Below are 21,814 nucleotides of genomic sequence, written 5' to 3'. Positions count from 1 at the left end.
GGGTCACCAGTGGTCCGGTGCTTGGACCAGATCGGGGCGATCGCGGTGGACCAGTCGAGCAAGGTGTCGAGTGTGGCCGCACGGGTGCGCGGGATGGTGCACGACGGCACCCTGCGCGAGGGCGATCCGCTGCCGTCGACGCGGGCGCTGGCGGCGGAGCTCGGGGTGGCCCGGGGCACCGTCGTCGCGGCGTACGAGCAGCTCGACGGCGAGGGGTACCTGCGGACACGGCACGGTGCCGTCGCACGGGTCGCGGCGGACCTGCACGGTCGAACCACGGGTGCGCCGCCGGCCGTCGGCACGGACACCGCCGATTCCGGCTCCGGCGCGGTCGGCGTCGCGGCCGCTCCGCCGTCCGCTCCGCTGATCGACTGCCGTCCAGGGATCCCCGCCGTCACCGCCATCCGGCAACGGGACTGGCGGGCAGCCTGGCGCGCAGCGGCCTCGGCACCGCTCCGGAACGCGATCGCGGACCCGCTCGGCTCCCCCGACCTGCGGGCACAGGTCGTCGCCCAGCTCGGCCTGGCCCGCGGGTTCACGGCGACGGTCGACCGGGTGCTCGTGACCGCGGGGACCTCGGAGGCGTTGTCGCTCGTCACCGAGGCGCTGCGGGGGCTGCTGGGTCGCGCCCCCGTCGTCGCCGTCGAGGACCCCGGCTACCGCACCGGACACCGGGCGGTCACGAGCGCGGGCGGGTCGCTGGTGGGCGTCCCGGTCGGCGAGGACGGCCTCGACCTCGACGCACTCGAGGCGGCCGGACCGGTCGACGCCGTCCTGGTCAGCCCGACGCACCAGTACCCGCTCGGGTCGGTGATGCCCGTCGCCCGGCGCCGGCGACTGCTCGCCTGGGCCGCGGACACCGGCACCGTGGTGGTCGAGGACGACTACGACTCCGAGTTCCGGCACCGCGGCGCTCCCGTACCCGCGCTGGCCGCACTCGATGTCGAGGGCTCGGTGCTGCACGTCGGCGGCTTCTCGAAGACGCTCGACCCCCGACTGCGGTGCGCCTCCCTCGTGCTGCCCGCTGCTGCCGGCGCAGCGGCTGGCTCCCCGCTGACGGACGCGGTGCTCGCCGCCCGTCGGGCTCGTGGCGCGGTCGTCGCCGAACCGGTGCAGGCCGCGCTCGTGCACCTGCTGCGGACGGGTGCGCTACGGCGGCACCTCGGTCGCGTGCGCCGCGACTACACGCACCGCCGGGCCCGGATCGCGGCTCGGCTCGGCGACGTCGCTGGCCTGGAGGCCCGTGCCCTGAACGGCGGGCTGCACGCGGTGGTCACGTGGTCGGGTCCGGCCACCGGGGCGCAGATCGCACGTCTGCTGGCGGACGCCGGGGTGCTCGTCGCGACGCTCGAGGAGTACGGGCTCGCACCCGGCAGCACGCCGCCGGGCATCGTGTTCGGCTACGGCGCCGTGACGCTGCCGGAGCTCGACCGCGCGCTCGACGCACTGGTGACGGCGGTCACGGCAACCTGACCAGGGCCGTCAGCCGCCGTACTGGGCGGTGCTCACGACGTTCGACCCGGCCCGCTGGCACGCGGTGTTCAGGGTCCGCCCGACGAGTTCCCATTCGGGATTCATCTCGAGCGCTGGCCCGGACTGCGGTGCGGGGTGCGCGTCGAGGTACTCGTGCGCGTAGTCGATCGCGTCGTCGAGCTCGTCGTCGCTGCTCGACAGGTGCTCGTAGCCGAACCGTTCCGCAGCGATCAGCGCCTGGTACTGCGCCTCGGAGAGCTCGCCCTGGCTGCGGCCGACCGTCGCGTTCAGCGAGATCGTCGACAGCGCACTGATCTGGCCGCAGATCGCCGCAGCACTCCGGTCCTCCTCCATCGGGTCGGTCGCGCCGCCCGCGGGCCGGGCCTCCGAGGCCGGCTTCGGGCTCGACGTCGGCCGCGCCGCTGCGTCTGCGTCGGCGTCGGCCGAGCAACCGGCGAGCGAGCCGGACACGAGGACCGCGCTCACGACAAGGAGGGGCAGTGCGGACCGGAAGGAGACCATGGACGACATCGTGGCAGCGCCGTCGTGCCGTCCGCGTGGTCGTGTCCCGATCGAGACCTGGTCGAGACCAGATCGTGAGCTTGCGTCAGCGGGACTCGGCGGTGCCGTTCTTCCGGGCGTTCACGAGGTCGGCGAGCGAGGGCTCTCCGGCGTCGCCGGGCAGTGCGTGTCCGCGGCGGGCGGCCTTGCGGACCTGGCGGTAGGTGGTGACGTGCAGGGGGGCCACACCGTCGGCGGACTCGTAGTTCGACGGGGCACTGGTGGTGGGCGAATCGGTCATCGCGACGGACGGTACGCGTGCCGGGAGCCGCGGAACCACGTGCTGCGTTCCGCGGCCAAAGGTCGGGCGTGGGAGGTCCGGCGGGGCGCACCGGGCCTCCGAGACGGGTCAGAGGCTCGTCATGCCGCCGTCGACGCGGAACTCCGCTCCGGTGGCGTAGGACGACTCCGCGCTGGCCAGGTAGACCATGATCCCGGTGACGTCGTCGGGGGTGCCCGGGCGTCCGAGGGGCGTGCGGGCCACGATCGCGGCTCGGGCCTCGGGGTCACCGGAGATCGCCGACACGAGGCCGGTCTCGGTGTAGCCCGGTACGACCGTGTTGACCCGGATGCCGTCCCGCGCGTAGGCCATCGCAGTCGCCCGGACGAGTGCGTGGATGCCGCCCTTGGTCGAGGAGTACGCCGCGAAGTCGGCGCCCTCGCCGTTCAGGCCGGTCGGCGACCCCGTGGCGATGACCGACCCGCCGGCGCCGCTCGCGAGCATCGCCCGGACGGCGTGCTTGATCGTCAGGAACGTGCCGGTGAGGTTGACCGCGACCGTGCGGTCCCAGGTCTCGAGCGACAGGTCGGCGACCTTCGTGTCGTGGCCGAACAGCTGCACACCGGCGTTCGCGACCACCACGTCGGGGCTCGTGCCACGCTCGGCCAGTCCGGCGAACCCTGCGGCCACGCTCGCCTCGTCGGCGATGTCCATCGTCAGGCCGGTCGCGGTCGGGCCGGCTGCGGAAGCAGCACCGGCGGCCGCGTCGGCGTCACGGTCGGCGTAGACGACGGTGGCCCCCTCGGCCACGAAGCGGTCGGCGATCGCGCGGCCGATGCCGGACCCCGCTCCCGTGACGAGTGCGGTCCGGCCGTCGAGTCGTGCGGTCATGTGGGACTCCGTCCTCGGGGCAGCGCTGCTCCGTCACCCCCATCATTGCCCAACCGGTTGACCGGTGCTAGGCATGCACCATGACTGCGACGTCGAACGACGAGGTCGTGTCGGTCGGGCCCTGGCGCCTGGCCCTGCGCGGAGCCGAACTCGCCGACGTCACGTTCCGGGGCACGCTCGTCCTGCGCGCCGTCCGGTACGTCGTCCGCGACCACGACTGGCGCACCGCCGACGACACCGTGCTGACACGCACGGTGGACGGTGCGGGCGGGCGCATCCGCATCGAGTCCAGCGCACGGTACGACGGCGTCGAGGTCGTCCGCACCGTCCTCGAGGCCACGCTCGACGACGACACCCTGCGGGTCGCCGCGGTCGGGACGGCCACACGGGCCTTCCGCCGCAACCGCATCGGGCTCGTCGTCCTGCACCCGCCGACCCTGGCCGGGCAGCCGCTGACGGTGCGGCATCCGTCCGGTGGCAGCACCGCGACGGCGTTCCCGTTCTGGATCGCGCCGCACCAGCCGGCCGTCGACGTCGCCGGTCTCGACTGGGCTGCGGGTCCGGTCGCACTGGCGCTCGACCTGACCGGCGACCTGTTCGAGACCGAGGACCAGCGGAACTGGACCGACGCCTCGTTCAAGACGTACTCGACGCCGCTCGCCGAGCCGTTCCCGGTCGCGATCGCGCCGGGGACGACGGTCCGGCAGGGGCTCACCCTCCGAGCGACGGCGGTCGGTCCCGCAGGTGGCCCGGGCACCCGGTCGGGAGGCGCGGCCTCCCCCGCCCCGGACCTGGCGGCGCTCGACGGGCCGGCTCCCGGTGCCGTGGTCACGCCGCCGCCGACGCTCCAGCTCCTCGCGGGTTCGGCACCGGTCGCTGCGCGCCCGGACGACGCCGACCTGCTCCGCGGGTTCCCGATCCTGGTCGAGCCGACCCTCGGGGCCCCGGACGTCGGGGCGGTGCTCGCGTCGGCCCGGCGGGACGCGGGTGGCGCTCCCCTGGACGTCCGGTTCGCCACCGACGACCCGGTGCTGCTGCGCGCGGCGATCGACGCGGTGCTCGAGGGCGGGCCGGTGGCCCGCGTCGGGGCGTTCGACCCGGTGTCGCACGTGACGACGCCGGCGCTGCAGCGGGCACTGCGCGAAGCGGTGGCAGCGGTCGGCGCGCTGGAGGTCGTCGCCGGTACCCGGGCCCACTTCACCGAGCTGAACCGGTCGATCGCGGTGTTCTCGGGCTGGGACGGCCCCCTGACCTGCAGTGTGACGCCGCAGATGCACGACCGGTCGCCCGAACAGGTGACCGAGTCGATCCGGATGCAGCGCTGGGTGGTGACCAGCGCCTCCAGGCTGGCCGCCGGCAGGGCGCTGCACGTCGGCCCGGTGACGCTGCGGCCACGGTTCAACGCGGTGGCGACGGCGACGAACCGGGACGTGGCGGACGCGACCGTCGAGCGCGGGTACGGGCCGGAGAGCGTTCCGGACGCGACCGACCCGGCGCAGCACACCCCGACCGCCGAGCGGTGGTTCGCCGACGCGGTGCGGGCGCTGACGGTGCCCGGCGTGGCCTCGATCACGCTGGCCGAGGCGTGGGGGCCGCGCGGGTTCGTGGCCGCCGACGGTACGGGGAACGCCCCGCCGGAAGGGGGTCGGCGGGGCGTTCCGGTCCGGGCGCGCTGACGGGTCGGCGCGGCGGTCGGTGACGGTGCGGCTCAGCGGCGGACGGCGTCGATCTTGAGCATCTTCGCGATGACCGAGTCGAGCTCGCTGTCGTCGAAGACCTGCTTCCAGTCCTCCTTGATGAGCTTCTCGCGGCCGTAGCCCATCGCGATGTGGCAGGCGTCGGAGAACGGGTTCGAGCCGCGCAGGCCGTTCGTCAGCGCGATCCAGGTGTGGCCGTAGAGCATGGCGCGGGCGGCCCCGCGGGGCACGCCGACACCGGTGACGGTCTCCTCGAGAGCATCGTTGAGGAAGTCGCCGATCATGCAGGCGATCGTCTCGACCAGGGTCGGCTCGAGCACGGCCAGCTGCTTCACCGTGACCCAGTGCACCTGGATGACGGGGGCGTACATCGTGGTGATGACGGCCTCGGCGACGGCCTTGGCGCGGTCGCCCCCGTCGCCGAGCGACTCCGAGGCGTCGAAGGCCGCGATGACCTCCTGCGGGGCGGCGATGCCACCGAAGGTGTCGTCCCACTCGGCCTTGGTGGTGCGCTCGAGGAACACCGACGGGTGGCACGGGTGCGCCACGGCGTAGTGGATGTCCTCGCGCTTCGCCAGCAGACCGGCGTAGGCGGCCGCCGGGTCGAGCGTCAGGATCGACGCACCGGGCTTCATCACGGGGACGAGCTGCTCCGAGATGCTGCCGAGCAGGACGTCCGGGACGGCGAGGATGACGACGTCGGCGGCCTTCGCGGCGTCGAGGCTGTCGGTGAGCTCACGACCGAGGGCCTGGATGCGCTCCTGGCCGGCGGGCGAGGCCTCGCTGTAGAGGGTGGTGTACTCGCTCTTCGCGAAGTTGTTCGAGACGCGGGTGCCCATCTTGCCGCCGGCACCGATCACGGCGACGGTGACGTCGGCCGTGCCGGATCCGGCAGCGACGGTGTGGGGGGTGGTGACGGTATCGGTCATGATTCCTTGCTCCTGATGTACTCGATGGTGTGTTCGGTCCACGCCGCTTCGATGCGGGTGGTGGTCTGTGCGGGTGTCTCCCCCGGCAGCGGTTCGGCGCCCGCGTGCTCGTCCTGCCACGGCAGCCAGAACTCGATGACGCGGTTGATCCCCCGGGTGTCTGGTTCGAGCGCGGCGCGGACGGCGTCGTGGTCGACGACCCCGGTGCCGATCGGGACGCCGGTGTACTGGAACCCGACCCAGCCCGGGGAGCGCGTGAAGGCGGAGTCCTTGACGTGCCAGTTGACGACGTGCGGGGCGGTCATCGCCACGACGTCCCGCGGGTGTTCGAGCCGGGCGACGGTGTTCGACGGGTCGAGGCAGATGCCGAGGCTGTCGGAGCCGATCGCCTGGACGACGGCGACGAGGTCGGCGGTGGGGACGACCTCGTAGGTCTCCAGCGCGAGGGTCACGCCCGCACGCTCGTAGGCGGGGAGCGCCTGCCGCAGGCGTCGTTCGGTCTCGGCCGCGTCGGGCTGGTCGTCGCCGCTCGTCCACATGCTCCGCACGAGCGTGGCGCCGAGCTGCTGCGCGACGTGCAGGTACCGGGCGAGGTGCTCCGGCCGGGTGCCGCGGGTGCCGACCTCGAGCGTGAGACCGAGGTCGGCGGCCAGGGACCGGATCGAGGCCAGGCGCTCGTCGGTCGCGGTGTCGAGCGGCAGGTGATCGCAGATCTGGAACAGGTCGACGCCGTCGTGGGTCGCGGCGTCGCGCAGGGCGTCGTCGAGGGACATCGGCGACGGGACGCCGTCGGACATGCGCCAGGAGTAGGCGTAGGTGGAGAGGCCGAGCAGGGAGGTCACGCCGGTGCTCCGTCCTGCGTCGCGGCCAGCGCATCGGCTTCGTCGAGGATCGTGCGGATCGCCTCGGGGTCGTGGGCGAAGCGGCCGAGGAACAGGCCGCCGATGCGTCCGGCCCCGCGGGTCAGCAGGCCCGGACCGGCACTGCCGCCGTAGATCGCGACGGAGCCGGCGAGCTCCGGCCGGGTCGCCAGGTGCTGCTCGATGCCGGCGAGGACCGCGACGATGTGCTCGTCGGGCGCGGGCTGCGGGGCGCCGATCGCCCACACCGGCTCGTACGCGGCGGTGAGCGGTCCGGCGATGCCGTCGGCGGTCGCCGTGGCGGTGAAGCGGTCGAGCTGCGCGGTGACCTCGGCGATCGCGGCCGCGGGGTCGCCGTCGGCGGCGCGCTCGGTCTCGCCGATGCAGATCAGGGGCCGCAGGTGGTTGCGGTACGCCGCGTGCACCTTGCCGGCGATCTCGTCGTCCGTCTCGTGGAACAGGGAGCGTCGCTCGGCGTGTGCGATCTCGACGAGGTCGACCCCGATCTCACGGAGTTCGGCGCCGGAGACCTCGCCGGTGAACGCGCCGCTGTCCGCCCACGCCAGGTCCTGCGCGCCGAGCGTCACGGGGGCGTCCCCGATCACTGCACGCACCGGGACGAGCGCGGGGAACGTCGGCACCACGAAGAGCTCGGCCGCGCCGGATCGCACCGCCGGGTGGCTCCGGGCGATGTCGGCCACGGCGGCCGCCCACTCGAGCGTCCGGGCGTGCGAGAAGTACATCTTGAGCGACACCCCGATCGTCAGCGGGGCGGCCGCCGTGGTCGCGGGCATCAGGCGTCGGTCCCGACCGGGGCGGAGCCGTCGTAGGCACAGATCGCGTCGACCTTCTCGGCGCTCGCGCTCGTCCGGTCGAAGGTGTAGCCGAGCCACTCCTTCGCCATCCGGCGCGCGACCTCGACCCCGACGACGCGCTGGCCCATGCAGAGCACCTGGGCGTCGTTCGACAGGATCGAACGCTCCACCGAGAACGAGTCGTGCGCGGTCACGGCGCGGATGCCGGGGACCTTGTTCGCCGCGATCGCGACGCCGAGGCCGGTGCCGCAGATCAGGATCGCGCGGTCGGCCTCGCCGTTGGCCACCAGACGGGCGGCGTCGACGGCGACGTGCGGGTAGGCGGTGTGTCCGTCGGCGTCCACGCCCACGTCGACGACGGAGGCCACGCGGGGGTCCTTCGCCAGGTCGGCCTTGATGGCCTCTTTGTAGTCGAAGCCGGCGTCGTCCGAACCGACGACGATGCGGAACTGCTGCTCACTCATGCGGGTGTGCCTTTCGTGGTGGGGGTCAGGCGGGGACGGCGATGGTCGAGCGGACCGCGGCGGTGATGAGCGCGAACGAGATCGCTCCGGCGTCCGGAGTGCCGACGGCGTCCTCGCCGTGGGTGCGGGCGCGGCCCATCCGCGGCACCTGGTCGGCCGTGGCGTCCGCCGCCGTCTGTGCTGCGGCCGAGGCGGCCGACCAGGCGTCGACGAGTTCGTCACCGGCGTCGACCCGGGCGGAGAAGACCTGGTCGAACGGCACGAGCGCGTCGACCATCGTCTTGTCGCCGGGGACGGCCCCGAACGCCAGGACGGCTTCGGCGGCGGCGTGCACGGCGCTCTGGACGGTGGCGACCGACGGGCGTTCGTCGTCGCCGAGGACGCGACCCAGTGCCTCCAGGGCGGCGCCCCAGATCGCACCGGACGTCCCACCGGCCTTGTCGGACCAAGCGTCTCCGGCGATCGCGAGGACGCTGCCGGCGCCGGCGCCACGGGCGGCGGCGTCCTGCGCCGCACGATCGGCGGCGGTGGAACCGCGCTGCATGCCGATGCCGTGGTCGCCGTCACCGGCGACGGCGTCGATGCGGCCGAGTTCGTCGGCGTGGTCGTCGATGGTGGCGCGGATCGCGGCGATGGCGCTCGCGACGCGGGCGGCCGCGGCCTGGGACTCCTCGGTGCCGGGCGTCACGGGGACGACCACGCCGGCTTCGAGCACCTCGACCGGCACCGACTGCTGCGGGACGGCGCCGCCCTTGCGGTAGGCGGGGGCATCGGCCGGTGCTGCCCAGAGCTGTTCGAGTTCGTCGTCGAGCCAGAACAGGGTGAGCGAGACGCCCGCCATGTCGAAGCTGGTGACGAGTTCGCCGACCTCGGGCTCCACGACGACGATGCCGGCGTCGGTGAGCTTCCGCTGGACGGCGCCGAAGACGACGAAGAGCTCCTCGTACTTGACCGAGCCGAGGCCGTTGAGGATCGGGACGACGCGGGGGGTGGCACCCGTCGTGGTGCCGTCGGGGCGCTCGGTGAGGAGCTCGTCGACGAGCAGGTCGGCCAGGCCGTCGGCGGTGGGGACGTCGGCCTCGGCGATGCCGCGTTCGCCGTGGATGCCCATGCCGATGGCCATGCGTCCCTCGGGGACGGTGAAGAGCGGCTCGTCGGCGCCGGGCAGGGAGCAGCCCGAGAACGCGACGCCGAAGCTGCGGGTGCGGTCGTTGGCCCGGGTCGCGATCGCGGTGACCGCGTCGAGGTCGTCGCCGCGTTCCGCGGCCGCTCCGGCCACCTTGAACACGCAGAGGTCCCCCGCGATGCCGCGGCGCTGGTGCGCCCGGTCGGCTGGCGCGGACGCGACGTCGTCGGTCACGCGGACCGTGCGGACGTCGATGCCCTGTGCCTCGAGTGCCCGTGCCGCCGCGTCGAAGTTCAGGACGTCACCCGCGTAGTTGCCGTAGCTCAGCAGCACCCCACCGCCGTGCTCCGACGCCTTCGCGACGGCGGTGACCTGCTGGGCGCTCGGGCTGGCGAACAGGTTGCCCATCGCAGCACCGGCCGCCAGGCCGTGCCCCACCAGACCGCCGAAGGCCGGGTAGTGGCCGGAGCCGCCGCCGACGACGAGCGCGACGGTGCCCTCGGGGCTGGTGGTGGAGCGGGCGACGCCGCCGTGCACCCGGCGGACCCGGGCGCGGTTGGCGGCGACGAAGCCGTCCACCATCTCGTCGGCGAAGTCCGCCGGGTCGTTGAACAGGCGGGTCATGCGCCGGCCTCCTTCGCGATCGCGGTCGGTCCGTCCGTGGCGGCGACCGCGGTGTCGGCTCCGGACGCCGCGGCAGCTGCTTCGTTGCGCTTCGTGGTCCGGCCGAGCACGAACATCAGCACGCTCGACAGCACCATGAAGAAGCCGACGATGAACATCGGGACCTGGTACCCGCCGGTCCACTCGCTGACGGCACCCGTGATGTACGGGGCGGCGAAGCCACCGAGGTTGCCGACGGTGTTGATGAGGGCGACCCCAGCGGCTGCGGCGGCACCGGTCAGGAACTGCGTCGGGACCGTCCAGAAGTTCGGCAGCGCCGCGAAGATCGCACACGCGGTGATCGCGATGACCGCGACGGTGGCGGCCGGGCTGTTCATGTAGAGCGCGACCGGGATGCTCAGGCCGCCGACCAGGGCCGGGACGGCGATGTGCCAGACCCGGACACCCCGACGGAAGGCGTCACGCGACCAGAAGTACAGGACCACCGCGGCGGGCACGTACGGGATGGCCGTGATGAGGCCCTTCTGGAACAGGTCGAACGTGGTGCCGAACTGCTCCTGGAAGCCGTCGATGATCGTCGGCAGGAAGAAGCTGAGTGCGTAGAGGCCGTAGATGAAGCCGAAGTACACCGCGGCGAGCATCCAGACACGGCCGGAGCCGAAGGCCGCACGCAGGCCGCCCTTGCCGTGGCCGGCTTTCTCCTGGTTCTCCTTCGCCAGGGCGCCCTCGAGCCAGAGCTTCTCGTCCTCGTCGAGCCACTTCGCCTGCGACGGCTTGTCCTTGAGCACGAAGAGGCACAGGACGCCGACGATGATCGCCGGGATCGAGACACAGAGGAACATGAAGCGCCATCCGGCCAGGCCGCCGAGGATCCCCTCGTGGGTCATCAGCCAACCGGCGAGCGGGGAACCGATGACGCTCGTGAGCGGCTGCGCCAGGTAGAAGAGCGCGAGCATCTTGCCGCGGTGCCGGGCCGGGACCCAGGTCGACAGGAACAGGATCGCGCCGGGGAAGAAGCCGGCCTCGGCGATGCCGAGCAGGAAGCGCAGGCCGACGAGCTGCGGGTAGTTCTGCACCCACGTGAAGAGCAGGGACACGATGCCCCACGTGATCATGATGCGGGCGAGCCAGACACGCGCGCCGAACTTGTGCAGCGCGAGGTTGGACGGCACCTCGAGCACGAGGTAACCGATGAAGAACACACCGGACGCGAAGCCGAACTGGGCGGCGGTCAGGCCGAGGTCGGCCTCCATGCCGTTGGGGGCGGCGAAGGAGATCGCGGTGCGGTCGAGGAAGTTGATGAAGAACATCAGTGCCACGAACGGCACGATGCGGATCGCGATCTTGCGGATGGCCGTCTTCTCGACGACCGAGGTGGGGATGCCTCGCGTGGCGGGGATGTCCACGATGACTCCTGCTCGGTGGGGGTGGTACGACTCCCGTCCTGGCGGCTGCGCCGGGACGGTCCGTGCTGCTGCGCGGATCGGGAGCGGGCGCATCGGTGCGCCTGATCCAGTGTGCGGCGCGGGCAAGCAACTTGTCAACCGGTTGACCATTCTCCGCGTTCCATGCCTCCCGTATGGACTGCTCGAGGCGCCTGCGTTGCTCCCCTGCAACCGGTTGACCGACCGGTACGCTCACTGCATGCCCGCGTTCAGCCCGGACGACCCCCTCAACATCCGACTCGAACTCGAGTCCGTGCCCGTCGGGTCCCCCGCCTCGGTGGTCGCCCGACAGCTGGTCTCGCTGCTCACCGCCGGCGAGCTGGCCCCCGGCTCACGGCTGCCCTCGGAGCGGATCCTGTCCGAGCGGCTCGGCGTCGGACGCTCGGCCGTCCGTGAGGCCCTCGCCGCCCTCGAGATCCTGGGCATCGTGCAGATCCGCCCCGGCTCGGGCACCTACCTGCGCGGAGGCACCTCGGACCTGCTCCCGACGACCCTGTCGTGGGGGCTCATGCTCGCGTCGAACCGCACCCGCGAGCTGCTCGAGATCCGGTCCTCACTGGAGCGCACGGCAGCGATCCTCGCCGCGCAGCGCGCCACCGACGAGCAGATCACCGAACTCGGCGAGTACCTGGTCCGGCAGGAGGCGACGCTCGACGACCCGCAGGCGTTCATCGACGCCGACGTCCGGTTCCACGTCCTGCTGGCGCGGGCGTCGGGCAACGACGTGCTCGCGGACCTCCTGCAGAGCCTCCGCTCCATGCTGAGCGTCTGGGTCGCGCGGCGCGTGCAGACCCGGCAGGCGACCGAGGCCGCGTTCCACGAGCACCGCGCCGTCTTCGAGGCCCTGCGCGCGCGCGACGTGCCCGCCGTGCAGCGCGCGATGGACGCGCACATGGCCACGGCGAGCGCCCGCATCGAGCACGCCGAGCCGCTGCCCGCCGACGATTAATGGGCGCGTGCGCTCGGGCTCGGGCGCGCTCGTGCGCGGGCGCGCTCGCTCGTGCGCGATTCGTGAGCAGGAATGGTCGGGTCCCTCGAGCCGACCCGACACCTTCTGCTCACGATCCGGGCGGACGGGAGGCACGGGTCGCGCCCGCCCCGCACGGTGCGGTGTTGCCGGGTCGGCAACACCGCTTGGGTCCGGCCCGGCAGGTGCGCTGGAGTGTCAGCATGCACACCCACCACGACGGCTCCGCCGCCGGAGCCGCCACCGATGCCACCGCCGAACCGTCCGTTCGGGACTGGTGGGAGGCCCGCTACGCCGAGCGCGACGGCATCTGGTCCGGCCGGGTGAACGCCGTGCTCGCCTCGGTGACGTGGGGGCTGCCGGTGGGGCGGGCGCTCGACCTCGGCTGCGGCGAGGGCGGCGACGTGGTGTGGCTCGCCGAACAGGGGTGGGACGTGACGGGGATCGACCTGTCGGTGACGGCGCTCCAGCGTGGTTCACGGGCCGCGGTCGCCGCCGGGGTGGAGGACCGGACGGCCTTCGTCGCCGCGGACCTCGCCCGGTGGGACACCGCCGCGCGGTACGACCTGGTGACGGCGTCGTTCCTGCAGTCGTGGCCGGTGGAGATCCCCCGAGCCGACATCCTGCGCCGGGCCGCCGGCTTCGTCGCCGCCGGTGGGCACCTGCTCGTCACCGCGCACGCCGCTCCCCCGCACGACGACCTGCCGCCGGAGCTGCGGGAGTACCGGTTCCCCGCGCCGGCCGACGACCTCGCCGCCCTGCAGCTCGACGACCGCTGGGACGTCCTGGTCGCCGAGGTCCGGCCGCGCACCGCGACGACGCCGGAGGGTGATCCACACGAGGTGCTCGACAGCGTCGTGCTCGCCCGACTGACACGCGGGTAGCGTCGGTGGCGTGAGCACCGAGGACGGCATCCGCGCACTCGTCGTGGACGGTGTCGAGGTCGCCCTCGAACGCGACGGCGCCGGCACGATCGCCGCGTCGTCCCCTCGGCCGTGCCTGCACCCGGTCCGCACCCTCGGCGGCACCGTCGTCAGCGGGTACCACCCGGGCGACCACGACTGGCACTGCGGGGTCGGGGTCGCGATCCCCGACGTCGACGGCGTGAACTGCTGGGGCGGCCCGACCTACGTCCACGGCCGCGGTTACGTCTGGCGCGACGACCACGGCGCGGTCGAGGTGGTGCACGCGGAGCAGTACGACACGACGTCCGCCGAGCACCTCGTCTGGCGTGGCCCGGACCGCACCGTGGTCCTGCGCGAGGACCGCACCCTGCGCTGGCGCGCGGTCACCAGCGGGTGGGAGCTGTCCTGGTCGTCGTCGTTCCGCACCCCTGGCGACTCCCCGGTGCACCTCGGGAGCCCGGGCAGCAACGGCCGAGCCGGAGCCGGCTACGGCGGCTTCTTCTGGCGGTTCCCCGAGTGCGCGGGGGTCGTCGTCCGGACCGCCGACGCCGAGGGCGAGACCGCCGTGCACGGCTCGGTCGCACCCTGGATCACCTGGTCGGCGGTGTTCGACGGCGGTCCGGCGACGATCCGGATCGAAGCTGTCGACCACCACGACCGCTGGTTCGTCCGCGCCGAGGAGTACCCCGCGATCGGCTCGGCACTGGCGTGGGACTCCCCCGCCGTCGTGCAGCCCGGCGCACCGCTGGTCCGCTCGTTCCGCGCGGCGATCACCGACGGCGGTACGCTCGCCGGATGAGCACCGGGGACTGGGAGTCGCGCGTCGCAGCGCTGTGGGACGACGAGACGATCGACGATCAGCAGCGGATCAAGCGGATGCGCGACCTCGCCGCCGAGGCTCCGCACCCCGCACTCGGCGCGTTCGAGCTCGGCGGCGCCTTCGACTCGGGCGGACACGAAGCCGACGCGGACGTGCAGTACGCCGCCGCGACCGCAGCCGGTCTGGAGACCGTCGACCCGGACCGCGCAGCCAGGATGGTCGTCCAGCACGCCTCGACGCTCCGGAACCTCGGCCGGATCGACGCGGCCATCGCGATGCTCCGCGAGGCGCCGGAACACCCCGCCACCGGGGCGGCACCGCGGGTGTTCCTCGCGCTCGCCCTGCACAGCGCGGGACGCTCAGCCGAGGCGCTGCGCGTCGCGATCGAGGCCGTCGAGCCGACACTCCCCCGGTACCACCGGTCCGTCCGGGCCTACGCGGCAGCCCTCACCGAGGCCTGACGTGTCAGGCGTTCCGGCGCTGCAGCGCGTCCGCAGCCCTGCCGAGCAGCCAGTTCACGGCCCACCCCAGCACGCCGACCACGGGCAGCGCGAGGATGACCACCGTCCACAGCACCTTGACCAGCTGCGTCCGTCGTCGATCGCGCCAGACCTGCACCAGCGCCACGGCCTCGAGCGCCAGCAGCACGAGGAGCACCACGGTGTGTGCCCCCGACACGTTCGTGAACACGAGCAGTCCTCTCCGCGGCGACGATCGTCGCCCGCATCGTCGACAGTAGGGCCTGCCCGGACGCGACCGCGTCATCCGTCCGACTGATCGCGTGGGCTGGTCAGGCAACGGCGCGGGCGGGCGGGCGCGTCAGTCGATCACGATCTCGCCCCGTGCGAACAGCCCACGGGCCCGACCGGCGGAACACCCGGGTGGCCGTGCGGAGCCACTCCGGCATTCCGCCCACTCGGCAGCGCCTGCCGACACGCGCGGACCCCCACCACCGCGAGCGGGCGAAACACCCGGGTGGCCGCGCGAAGTCACCCCGGCATTCCGCCCGCTGGGCAGCGCCAGCCGACGCGAGCGGACCCCCACCACCGCGAGCGGTCACGACACACCGCTGGCAGGTGGTCGAGCGGCCGCGGACCGTCGCGCGGCAGCGCGCCAGGCGACGGGACGCGACCGCTCGGCGGACGGCGTCGGCGCGGCGGTGGGCGCGACCACCGCTCGGTCGGGAGGCGCGGTGCGGGCTGGCACCGTGCCTCCCGTCAGGCGGTGTGGTCGCCGACCACCCGTGGGACCGGCAGCGAGTCGCTGGTCGTGCGCAGGGACTCCTGGCGGATCTCGAGCTGCGAGACGGCGAGCGCCGCCAGGTCACGGAGGTTCGCGAGGTCGTCCTCGGTGGCCTGCCGCGGGCGGGTGTCGAGCACGGCGAGGGTCCCGATGGGCGCCCCGTCATGCTTGACGAGCGGGACGCTGACGTAGAAGCGGATGCCGAGCGGGCCGGTGACCAGGGGGCTGTTCCGCATCTCGGGGTGCGCGGAGCCATCCGGGATCACGACGGGGACGGGGACCGGCGCGAAGCCGTTGCGGAAGCTGATGCTGCGGGCCGCCTCGTCGACGCCCTCGGCGATGTACGACTGGGACCACTCGCGGTCCTCGTCCAGGACCTCGACCAGGGCGATCGGTGCGTCGAAGAGCCGGGCCGCCATCGCCGTCGTGCGCTGCAGCGATTCGTCGGGCAGGGTGTCGAGGGTCGCCGGGCGATCGGTGTCGTGCCGCGTCGGCACCGGGGCCGCCTCGTCGGTCGGCTCGACCACGTGGTCGGCCGTGGCGGTCTCGGCGATCACGACGTCGCGGAGCATCGTGACCAGCTCGGCGCCGAGCGGACGGGCCGCTGGGTCCTGCGCGGTCATGGCACGGAGCAGGTGCTTCCAGTGCTCGGGCAGGGGCTCGGGGACCACGGGGTCGCGGGACAGGCGGGCGACGGCGGACTCGACGAGCGAGCCCGGGAACTCGCGGCGGCGGGTGAAGCACTGCAGCAGCACGAGGCCGAGCGAGTAGACGTCGCTCGGCGGGCCGACCTCGCCGCCGCGCGCCTGCTCGGGGCTCAGGTACGCGGCGGTGCCGGTGGTCACACCGTCGGCGGTCAGGCGTTCGACGCCGGCGGCGAGCGCGATGCCGAAGTCGGTCAGGCGTGCGCGGGCGCGGTCGGAACCGTTGCCGTAGTCGACGAGCAGGATGTTCGACGGCTTGATGTCGCGGTGCACGACGCTGTGGGAGTGGATGTAGTCGAGGGCCTCGGCCATGTCGTAGCCGATCTCGGCGATGTGCCGCGAAGCGAGGGGCCCGACGGCCAGACGCTCCTCGAGGTCCTGCCCGACGACGAGTGACATCACGATGTAGCGCTGTTGCGTGCCGTCCTGCCCGGTGACGACTCCGGCGTCGAGCAGGCTGACGAGGTTGTGGTGCTCGAGCGATGCCAGCACCCCGAGTTCGGCCTCTTGCCGGGCGATGTCCACGATGCCCGCGTGGAAGAGCTTGATCGCGACCGGGCGGTGCAGGCTCTCGTCCACGCCCCGGTACACGACGGACATGCCGCCCTGACCGATCGCTTGCTCCAAGCGGTACCGACCGTCGAGCAGCGGCGCGCTCGCGTCGTGGTCTTCCGTCGGGATCATCCAACCCTCGTTCTCGGCTCCGGCACCAACGATGCATCTTCGCATCCCGACGGGTATCTCGGTGACGGTCGACGTTTCGCGGCTGAACGCGCACCGTTCGGCTTGCAAGACGCCGGTGTTCGCGGGTCGAACACGCGCAGACCGCGGTTCAGCCTGCGAACACCGGTGTTCCGCGGGTCTGCCCCGTCAGCGACGCGTCGCGACCGTGCTCACACGGAGGTCCTCGAAGGTGCTGGTGAAGCCGGAACCCCCGAGCGAGATGAGCCCGACGCGGGGCGCACTGCCGAGGTCCGCCGTCCAGGTGCCGCCCCGGACGAAGTGCCGCCCGTCGAGACTCGTGTACGCCGTGTACCGGTCCTCACCCCGGACCTGGCGGTGGACGATCCGGAGCGTGGTGGTGTCCCCGACCGGACCGACGACCATGTTGCCGTAGCTCGGTGCCCCGGCCGGTTGACCGGACACCTGCTTGCCGAACTCGGTCTGGCGCGTGTTGAAGATCGAGTTCGACGTCAGCCGGACGTAGTCGCCGTCGCTCCCGTACACGATCAACCCGCCCTGCACGTAGTTGCGGCCGTCACCCGTCGCCGGGGTGTCGACGCCCACGGTCGTCTCGACCACCCAGTCGCCGCGGGGTGCCGGTTCGGACAGGACCGATGCGAGCGGGGTCTGCGGCGGGTGGATGTCGGCGTCCTGCGTCTGCCACCGGAGCGTGCCGTCGGCGACGGTCCAGGTCGAGGCGTCGGGCTCCCGCGTCCAGGTGAGCGCAGGCGGCAGCGTGGTGCCGTCGAACGAGGTGGACAGGCTGCGGATGGTCCGCCCGGGCACGTCGTCCGGGACCGCACGCGGCCGGTACGAGGCACGCTGCCCCGGCTGCGCGGCGGGGCCGGGCTGCACCGAGTCGGAGGGACCGGCACCGCCGCGGACGACCGGCCAGCCGCCCCGCCAGTCGAGCGGGTCGATCAGCGCCGGCCGCTTCGTGTACGTCGGCTGCCCCGCGTAGTACGGGTCGTTCCGGTCGGCCGCGTGGTAGATGATCCAGTCCTGGCCGGCGAAGTCGGTGACCACGGTGTTGTGGCCGGTCCCGACCCACCGGTTGCCGTTCTGCGCGAGCAGGGGCGTGCCACCGACGCGGGTGCTCGTGATCGCCACGCCGTCGCGGTCCGTGAACGGTCCGAGGGGGCTGCGGGAACGGGCGACGAAGACGCCGTAGCCGGTCAGGGCACCGTTGCAGCAGTTCGTCGCGGAGCCCATGAAGTACCACCAGCCGCCGTGCCGCATCAGGTACGCGCCCTCGTAGCGGTTGTCGATCGCGATCTGCCGCTCGGTCGACGGGTCGGAGCGCAGCCCGTCGGCGCTGAGTCGTCGGACGTTCACGCCGCCGAAGTAGCTGCCGAAGTACAGGTAGGTCGTCCCCTTGTCCGTGATGACCTCGGGGTCGAACGCCCATCGCGCGCCGTCGCCGTTCGGTGCGGTCTGCGGTGCCACGACCGGGCCGCCGGAGTCCTTCCACGGCCCCGTCGGGCTCGAGCTCGTCGCCACCCCGACCGCGGAGCCGCCGCCGCTCGGTCCCGTCGCCGACGGGGTGTCCGAAGCCGCGTAGTACAGGTACCAGGTGCCGGCCCGGCCACGGTCTCCGGCGCGGTACACGACGTCCGGCGCCCAGATCCCGTTCGCGTCGCCGACCCAGGCGGGCTTCGTCGGGAACGCGTCGTTCACGTACGTCCAGTGGGTGAGGTCGGTCGACCGGTAGGTGGGCACCGCGTGCTGCACGAGGGACCCGTCCGGGTTCTGCTCCGTCGCGGTGAGCGCGTCGGTGGTGCAGTACAGGTACCAGTTGCGGTCGCGTCCGGCTCCGTGGATCACCGTCGGGTCCGCGCAGCTCGCGGCCGTCTGCCCGTCCGGCAGGCTGAGTGCGACGGGGTTCTGGTGGCTGGGTGCGACGCGGCCGTGCCGGCTGGCGGGACTCGACGCCACGGTCGTGGTGGTCGCCCGGGTGGTCCCTCCCGGCACCGCGGACGCATCCGCCGGTGCGGCATGGAGGCCCGTGGTCGCGACGCCGAGGAACGTCACGACGGCGAGGAGTGCGGTGGACGATCGGCGCATGCCTGACCTGCTCTCGTCGTTGAGGGAGGTGCTGCTGGAGGGACTGCGGGTGTCGACGGGCGACGTGCGCGAGCGTACGCTCGGCGCGACGAAGGAGTCATGCCATGCCCGCGAGGTTCGTCTACTGGATCAACGTCTCCGTCGACGGCTTCGTCGAACGGGCCCCCGGCGAGCACGACGGCCCGGACGGACCCGACTGGATCCGGATCGACGAGCCGCTGCACCGCGAGTTCAACGCCCGGGCCGCCGCGATGACCCTCTCCGTCGAGGGCCGCGTGGTGCGCGACATGATGGACCCGTTCTGGCCGGACGCCCGGCACGACGAGTCGATGCCGCAGTACCTGCGCGAGTACGGCGAGATCTGGACCGCGCAGCCGAAGGTCCTGGTGTCCCGCACCCGGACGACCGCCGACCACGACACCCGGGTCATCGGTGGTGACGGCGACGCGATCGCCGAGCTGGCCGCGATCCGTGCCGACGGGGAGGGCGACATCGGCGTGGGCGGACCGAGCATCGCGAGCCAACTGCTCGACGCCGGACTGCTCGACGAGGTCATGCTCTTCACGCACCCGTCGGTGCTCGGCGCCGGCCGACCGCTGTTCGATCCGCCGCTCTCGGGGCACCGGCCGCTCGTGCAGCTCGACCTGCTCGAGCAGCAGCGGTACGACAACGGCGTCACCCTGCACCGCTACGACGTCCGGCGGTCCTGAGCCCTCGGGGCGTCAGTCCTGGTCGGGATCGGTGGCGATGATCCGGACGTACCAGGCGCTGTCCCGGTCGCTGTCGAACCCGTTGAAGGAGACGCTGTCCGCTCGGCGACGCAGCTCCGGTGGAAGGTCGATCCGCTGTGCACCGTCCCGGCAGGACATCGGCTCCGTCGGTTGGGTCTGTGCGGCGCCCGCCGACCCGATGGTGAAGGCGCCCCTCATGTGCCCGTCACCGAAGCACGAGAACTCGAGGTGGTCGACCGGCTCCGGGTGCGGGAACGTGATGGTGACGCCCGTGCCCGGGTCGTCGCTGTCGTCGTCCCCGGGCGACACCGCGGCGAACAGGACGCCGAGTTCGGCATCCGGCTCGACCGCTCGCTGCCGCTTCTCCCATGCGTGCAGCGCAGCCTCGTCGACGGGCGGCGGCCCGGCGCAGCCGGCCAGCAGGAGCACACCCGCGATCGCGGGCAGGAGCAGGGCGGGAACGGAACGCACGCTGTGAGCCTAGTGACGCGGTGTGCCCGCACCGCGGGACGACGGGAGGCGCGGTGCCGGCCGGCACCGCGCCTCCCGGCCGTGGGGTGGTCGCGTCAGACGTCGCGCCGGCGCGCGAGCGTCAGGGCGAGGCCACCGATGACCAGGACCTCGGCCGCGAGGACGCCGAAACCGCCCCATCCGTTGAGCACGACTCCGCTGGTGTCGGCCTCGCTCGCGCCGTCGTACGCGTAGGCGTAGAGCTGGCCGCCCGCCATGTCGGGCAGGAACGCCGCGATGTTCGTCGGCCACTCGACGTTCATCAGCCCGGCCATCAGGCCCAGCACGACCGGCAGGACCAACAGGATGCCGAGCGTGATCGCGATGCCGCCGGCGCTCGAGCGGACGAGCAGACCGATGCCGTAGGCGAGGAGCGCCAGCAGGGTCAGGAAGACCGACGAACCGAGGATCGGCATGAAGACCGACGGGTCACCGATCTCCGGCTCGACACCGTTGCCGGCGAGCAGCGGGAGCGAGATGAGGACGCCGATCCAGGTGGCGACGGCACTGACCACGAACGTCGTGACGGCGAGCACGGTGGCCTTCGCCAGGATCACGCCGGTGCGACGGGGGTCGGCGGTGAAGGTCGAGCGGACCTGGCCCGTGCCGTACTCACCGGTGATGATGAGGACGCCGAGCACGCCGACGACGAGCGACGAGAGCAGGACGCCGACGGTGTTCGCGTTGACGAACGTGCCGTTGGCGATGTCCGTCGGCATGTCCTGCCCGCCGCTGTTCGTGTTCGCACCGACCAGCGCGGCCATGCCGATCGTCACCACGACCAGGATCGCGTAGCACCAGAACGTGGACCGGATGCTGCGCAGCTTGATCCACTCGCTCCGCACCAGGTGCGGGAACGACAGGCGGGTCGAGCCGCTCATCCGGGTCGACGGCGTGGTGGGCGAGGTGGTGGCGCTCATCGGGTGCCCTCCGATCGGTACTCGACGTCGTCGCGGGTGAGGGCCATGTAGGCCTCTTCCAGGCTCGCGCCGGTCGGGGTGAGTTCGTGCAGGGGGACGCCGGCCTGCGCGGCGATGTTGCCGACCGTCGGGGCGTCGGGCCCGACGACGAGGAACGATCCGTCCTCGCGCTGGGTGACCGCCGCGTTCGGGCCGATCGCGGTGAACAGGCCGTTCGGGTCCGGCGTGCGGACGACGACGCGGCTGACGGCGGCATCGGTGCCGGCAGCGGCGCCGCCACCGGCGACGAACTCGGCGATCGGGGCGTCGGCGAGGACCTTGCCCCGGCCGAGCACGACCACGCGGTCGGCGGTCTGCGCCATCTCGCTCATCAGGTGGCTGGAGAGGAACACCGTGCGACCGTCGGCGGCCATGCGGCGGGCGAGCTGCCGCACCCAGAGCACGCCGTCCGGGTCGAGGCCGTTCACCGGCTCGTCGAGGATCAGGGTCTTCGGGTCACCGAGCAGTGCGGCAGCGATTCCCAGGCGCTGCCCCATGCCGAGCGAGAACCCGCCGACGCGCTTCTTCGCGACGGAGTCGAGGCCGGTCATGTCGATGACCTCGTGCACGCGGGACTTCGGGATGCCGTGGGTCGCCGCGAGGGAGAGCAGGTGGTTGTAGGCGCTGCGGCCCGAGTGCACGGCCTTCGCCTCGAGCAGGGCGCCGACCTGCCGGAGCGGGTCGCGGAAGCTCGTGTAGGGCTGGCCGTTCACGGTGGCGCTGCCCGACGTGGGCCGATCGAGCCCCATGATCATGCGCATCGTGGTGGACTTCCCGGCGCCGTTGGGCCCGAGGAAGCCGGTCACACTGCCGGGACGCACGACGAAGGAGACGTCGTCCACGGCGGTCTTCGGACCGTACTGTTTGGTGAGATGGCTGACTTCGATCACGGCCTCGACGCTACGGGAGGGGCCGTCGGCGCCGCGTCCGCCGTTGGGGGGAGATGTGTGCTCCCACAGGGTGACGCGGGCGGGGGCTTGGGGCGGGTCACGCTGTTGCGCGCCGTTTCGCGCTGGGCGACAGTTCACGCGCGCGGTGGCCCGTGAGGTGTCGCTGGACGCGAGAGTCCGGCGCGCAGACGGGT

22 protein-coding genes are annotated in these 21,814 nt (G+C 72.8%); 7 read left to right on the top strand and 15 right to left on the bottom strand.

What is annotated here, in order from left to right:
* The first annotated feature begins 9 nt into the window (after positions 1-9).
* On the top strand, positions 10-1,473 hold the full coding sequence (gene pdxR, locus OE229_RS09090) for a MocR-like pyridoxine biosynthesis transcription factor PdxR (RefSeq protein WP_209135693.1): 1,464 nt from the start codon (positions 10-12) through the stop codon (positions 1,471-1,473).
* A 9-nt stretch (positions 1,474-1,482) separates the two neighbouring features.
* Here the strand turns inward: pdxR and OE229_RS09085 are convergent, their stop codons facing one another.
* The 3 genes from OE229_RS09085 to OE229_RS09075 form a co-directional block, all read right to left on the bottom strand.
* Complete coding sequence (locus OE229_RS09085; protein WP_262137546.1) at positions 1,483-1,995, bottom strand: hypothetical protein; 513 nt, start codon at positions 1,993-1,995, stop codon at positions 1,483-1,485.
* 85 nt (positions 1,996-2,080) lie between these two features.
* Positions 2,081-2,275 (bottom strand): hypothetical protein, encoded by a 195-nt coding sequence (locus OE229_RS09080; RefSeq protein ID WP_262137545.1) that lies wholly within the window; start codon positions 2,273-2,275, stop codon positions 2,081-2,083.
* 108 nt (positions 2,276-2,383) lie between these two features.
* On the bottom strand, positions 2,384-3,145 hold the full coding sequence (locus OE229_RS09075) for an SDR family NAD(P)-dependent oxidoreductase (protein ID WP_262137543.1): 762 nt from the start codon (positions 3,143-3,145) through the stop codon (positions 2,384-2,386).
* Positions 3,146-3,225: 80 nt separating this feature from the next.
* On the opposite strand from OE229_RS09075, the gene OE229_RS09070 reads away from it, so the two are divergent.
* Entirely contained in the window at positions 3,226-4,821 is a 1,596-nt protein-coding gene (locus tag OE229_RS09070) for a serine/threonine-protein kinase (protein ID WP_262137542.1), read from the top strand.
* Between the two features lie 32 nt (positions 4,822-4,853).
* On the opposite strand, the gene OE229_RS09065 is transcribed toward OE229_RS09070, so the two are convergent.
* Genes OE229_RS09065 through OE229_RS09040 form a run of 6 tightly spaced genes read right to left on the bottom strand, consistent with a single transcriptional unit; the run spans position 4,854 to position 11,066 of the window.
* Complete coding sequence (locus OE229_RS09065) at positions 4,854-5,771, bottom strand: phosphogluconate dehydrogenase C-terminal domain-containing protein (protein ID WP_262137540.1); 918 nt, start codon at positions 5,769-5,771, stop codon at positions 4,854-4,856.
* Positions 5,768-6,613, bottom strand: a complete 846-nt coding sequence (locus tag OE229_RS09060) for a sugar phosphate isomerase/epimerase family protein (protein ID WP_262137537.1) — start codon at positions 6,611-6,613, stop codon at positions 5,768-5,770. Before OE229_RS09060 ends, OE229_RS09065 begins: the two co-directional genes overlap by 4 nt.
* Positions 6,610-7,425 (bottom strand): triose-phosphate isomerase family protein, encoded by an 816-nt coding sequence (locus OE229_RS09055; protein WP_262137535.1) that lies wholly within the window; start codon positions 7,423-7,425, stop codon positions 6,610-6,612. The genes OE229_RS09060 and OE229_RS09055 overlap by 4 nt, the downstream gene beginning before the upstream one ends.
* Positions 7,425-7,910, bottom strand: coding sequence for a ribose-5-phosphate isomerase (locus tag OE229_RS09050; RefSeq protein WP_182066927.1), 486 nt, complete (start codon positions 7,908-7,910; stop codon positions 7,425-7,427). Before OE229_RS09050 ends, OE229_RS09055 begins: the two co-directional genes overlap by 1 nt.
* A 25-nt stretch (positions 7,911-7,935) precedes the next feature.
* Positions 7,936-9,660, bottom strand: a complete 1,725-nt coding sequence (locus OE229_RS09045) for a dihydroxyacetone kinase family protein (RefSeq protein ID WP_263344363.1) — start codon at positions 9,658-9,660, stop codon at positions 7,936-7,938.
* Complete coding sequence (locus OE229_RS09040; RefSeq protein ID WP_182066929.1) at positions 9,657-11,066, bottom strand: MFS transporter; 1,410 nt, start codon at positions 11,064-11,066, stop codon at positions 9,657-9,659. Before OE229_RS09040 ends, OE229_RS09045 begins: the two co-directional genes overlap by 4 nt.
* Before the next feature lie 238 nt (positions 11,067-11,304).
* Here OE229_RS09040 and OE229_RS09035 point away from each other — a divergent pair, with 238 nt between their 5' ends.
* The 4 genes from OE229_RS09035 (at position 11,305) to OE229_RS09020 (ending at position 14,258) form a co-directional block, all read left to right on the top strand.
* Positions 11,305-12,054 carry a FadR/GntR family transcriptional regulator gene (locus OE229_RS09035; protein WP_262137533.1) on the top strand — a complete coding sequence of 250 codons (750 nt, stop codon included), beginning with the start codon at positions 11,305-11,307 and terminating at the stop codon, positions 12,052-12,054.
* A gap of 221 nt (positions 12,055-12,275) precedes the next feature.
* A complete protein-coding gene (locus OE229_RS09030) occupies positions 12,276-12,956 on the top strand; it encodes a class I SAM-dependent methyltransferase (protein WP_262137531.1) in 681 nt (226 codons plus the stop codon).
* A gap of 10 nt (positions 12,957-12,966) precedes the next feature.
* Entirely contained in the window at positions 12,967-13,776 is an 810-nt protein-coding gene (locus OE229_RS09025; protein WP_262137529.1) for a DUF6807 domain-containing protein, read from the top strand.
* On the top strand, positions 13,773-14,258 hold the full coding sequence (locus tag OE229_RS09020) for a tetratricopeptide repeat protein (RefSeq protein WP_262137527.1): 486 nt from the start codon (positions 13,773-13,775) through the stop codon (positions 14,256-14,258). Before OE229_RS09025 ends, OE229_RS09020 begins: the two co-directional genes overlap by 4 nt.
* Positions 14,259-14,262: 4 nt before the next feature.
* On the opposite strand, the gene OE229_RS09015 is transcribed toward OE229_RS09020, so the two are convergent.
* From OE229_RS09015 to OE229_RS09005, 3 genes are all read right to left on the bottom strand, one after another.
* The gene (locus OE229_RS09015) at positions 14,263-14,487 is read right to left on the bottom strand and encodes a PLDc N-terminal domain-containing protein (protein ID WP_262137525.1); all 225 of its coding nucleotides are present in this window, start codon (positions 14,485-14,487) and stop codon (positions 14,263-14,265) included.
* Positions 14,488-15,014: 527 nt separating this feature from the next.
* Positions 15,015-16,427 (bottom strand): GAF domain-containing serine/threonine-protein kinase, encoded by a 1,413-nt coding sequence (locus OE229_RS09010; protein ID WP_259581626.1) that lies wholly within the window; start codon positions 16,425-16,427, stop codon positions 15,015-15,017.
* Positions 16,428-16,613: 186 nt separating this feature from the next.
* The gene (locus OE229_RS09005) at positions 16,614-18,530 is read right to left on the bottom strand and encodes a family 43 glycosylhydrolase (protein WP_262137524.1); all 1,917 of its coding nucleotides are present in this window, start codon (positions 18,528-18,530) and stop codon (positions 16,614-16,616) included.
* A gap of 104 nt (positions 18,531-18,634) precedes the next feature.
* On the opposite strand from OE229_RS09005, the gene OE229_RS09000 reads away from it, so the two are divergent.
* Entirely contained in the window at positions 18,635-19,240 is a 606-nt protein-coding gene (locus OE229_RS09000; protein ID WP_262137523.1) for a dihydrofolate reductase family protein, read from the top strand.
* A gap of 12 nt (positions 19,241-19,252) precedes the next feature.
* Here OE229_RS09000 and OE229_RS08995 read toward each other — a convergent pair whose 3' ends face one another.
* The 3 genes from OE229_RS08995 to OE229_RS08985 all read right to left on the bottom strand — a co-directional run bounded on the left by OE229_RS08995 (position 19,253) and on the right by OE229_RS08985 (position 21,620).
* The gene (locus tag OE229_RS08995; RefSeq protein WP_182066937.1) at positions 19,253-19,732 is read right to left on the bottom strand and encodes a hypothetical protein; all 480 of its coding nucleotides are present in this window, start codon (positions 19,730-19,732) and stop codon (positions 19,253-19,255) included.
* A 95-nt stretch (positions 19,733-19,827) separates the two neighbouring features.
* Positions 19,828-20,691: an ABC transporter permease gene (locus tag OE229_RS08990; protein ID WP_259581618.1), complete on the bottom strand. Its 864-nt coding sequence runs from the start codon at positions 20,689-20,691 to the stop codon at positions 19,828-19,830.
* Positions 20,688-21,620, bottom strand: a complete 933-nt coding sequence (locus OE229_RS08985) for an ABC transporter ATP-binding protein (RefSeq protein ID WP_209135723.1) — start codon at positions 21,618-21,620, stop codon at positions 20,688-20,690. The genes OE229_RS08990 and OE229_RS08985 overlap by 4 nt, the downstream gene beginning before the upstream one ends.
* Positions 21,621-21,814 lie beyond the last annotated feature (194 nt).

This window comes from Curtobacterium poinsettiae (genome assembly GCF_025677645.1).
GTDB lineage: Bacteria > Actinomycetota > Actinomycetes > Actinomycetales > Microbacteriaceae > Curtobacterium > Curtobacterium poinsettiae_A.
Note: the sequence above shows the minus strand (reverse complement) of the source record. Positions and strands in the feature narration are given on the sequence as shown.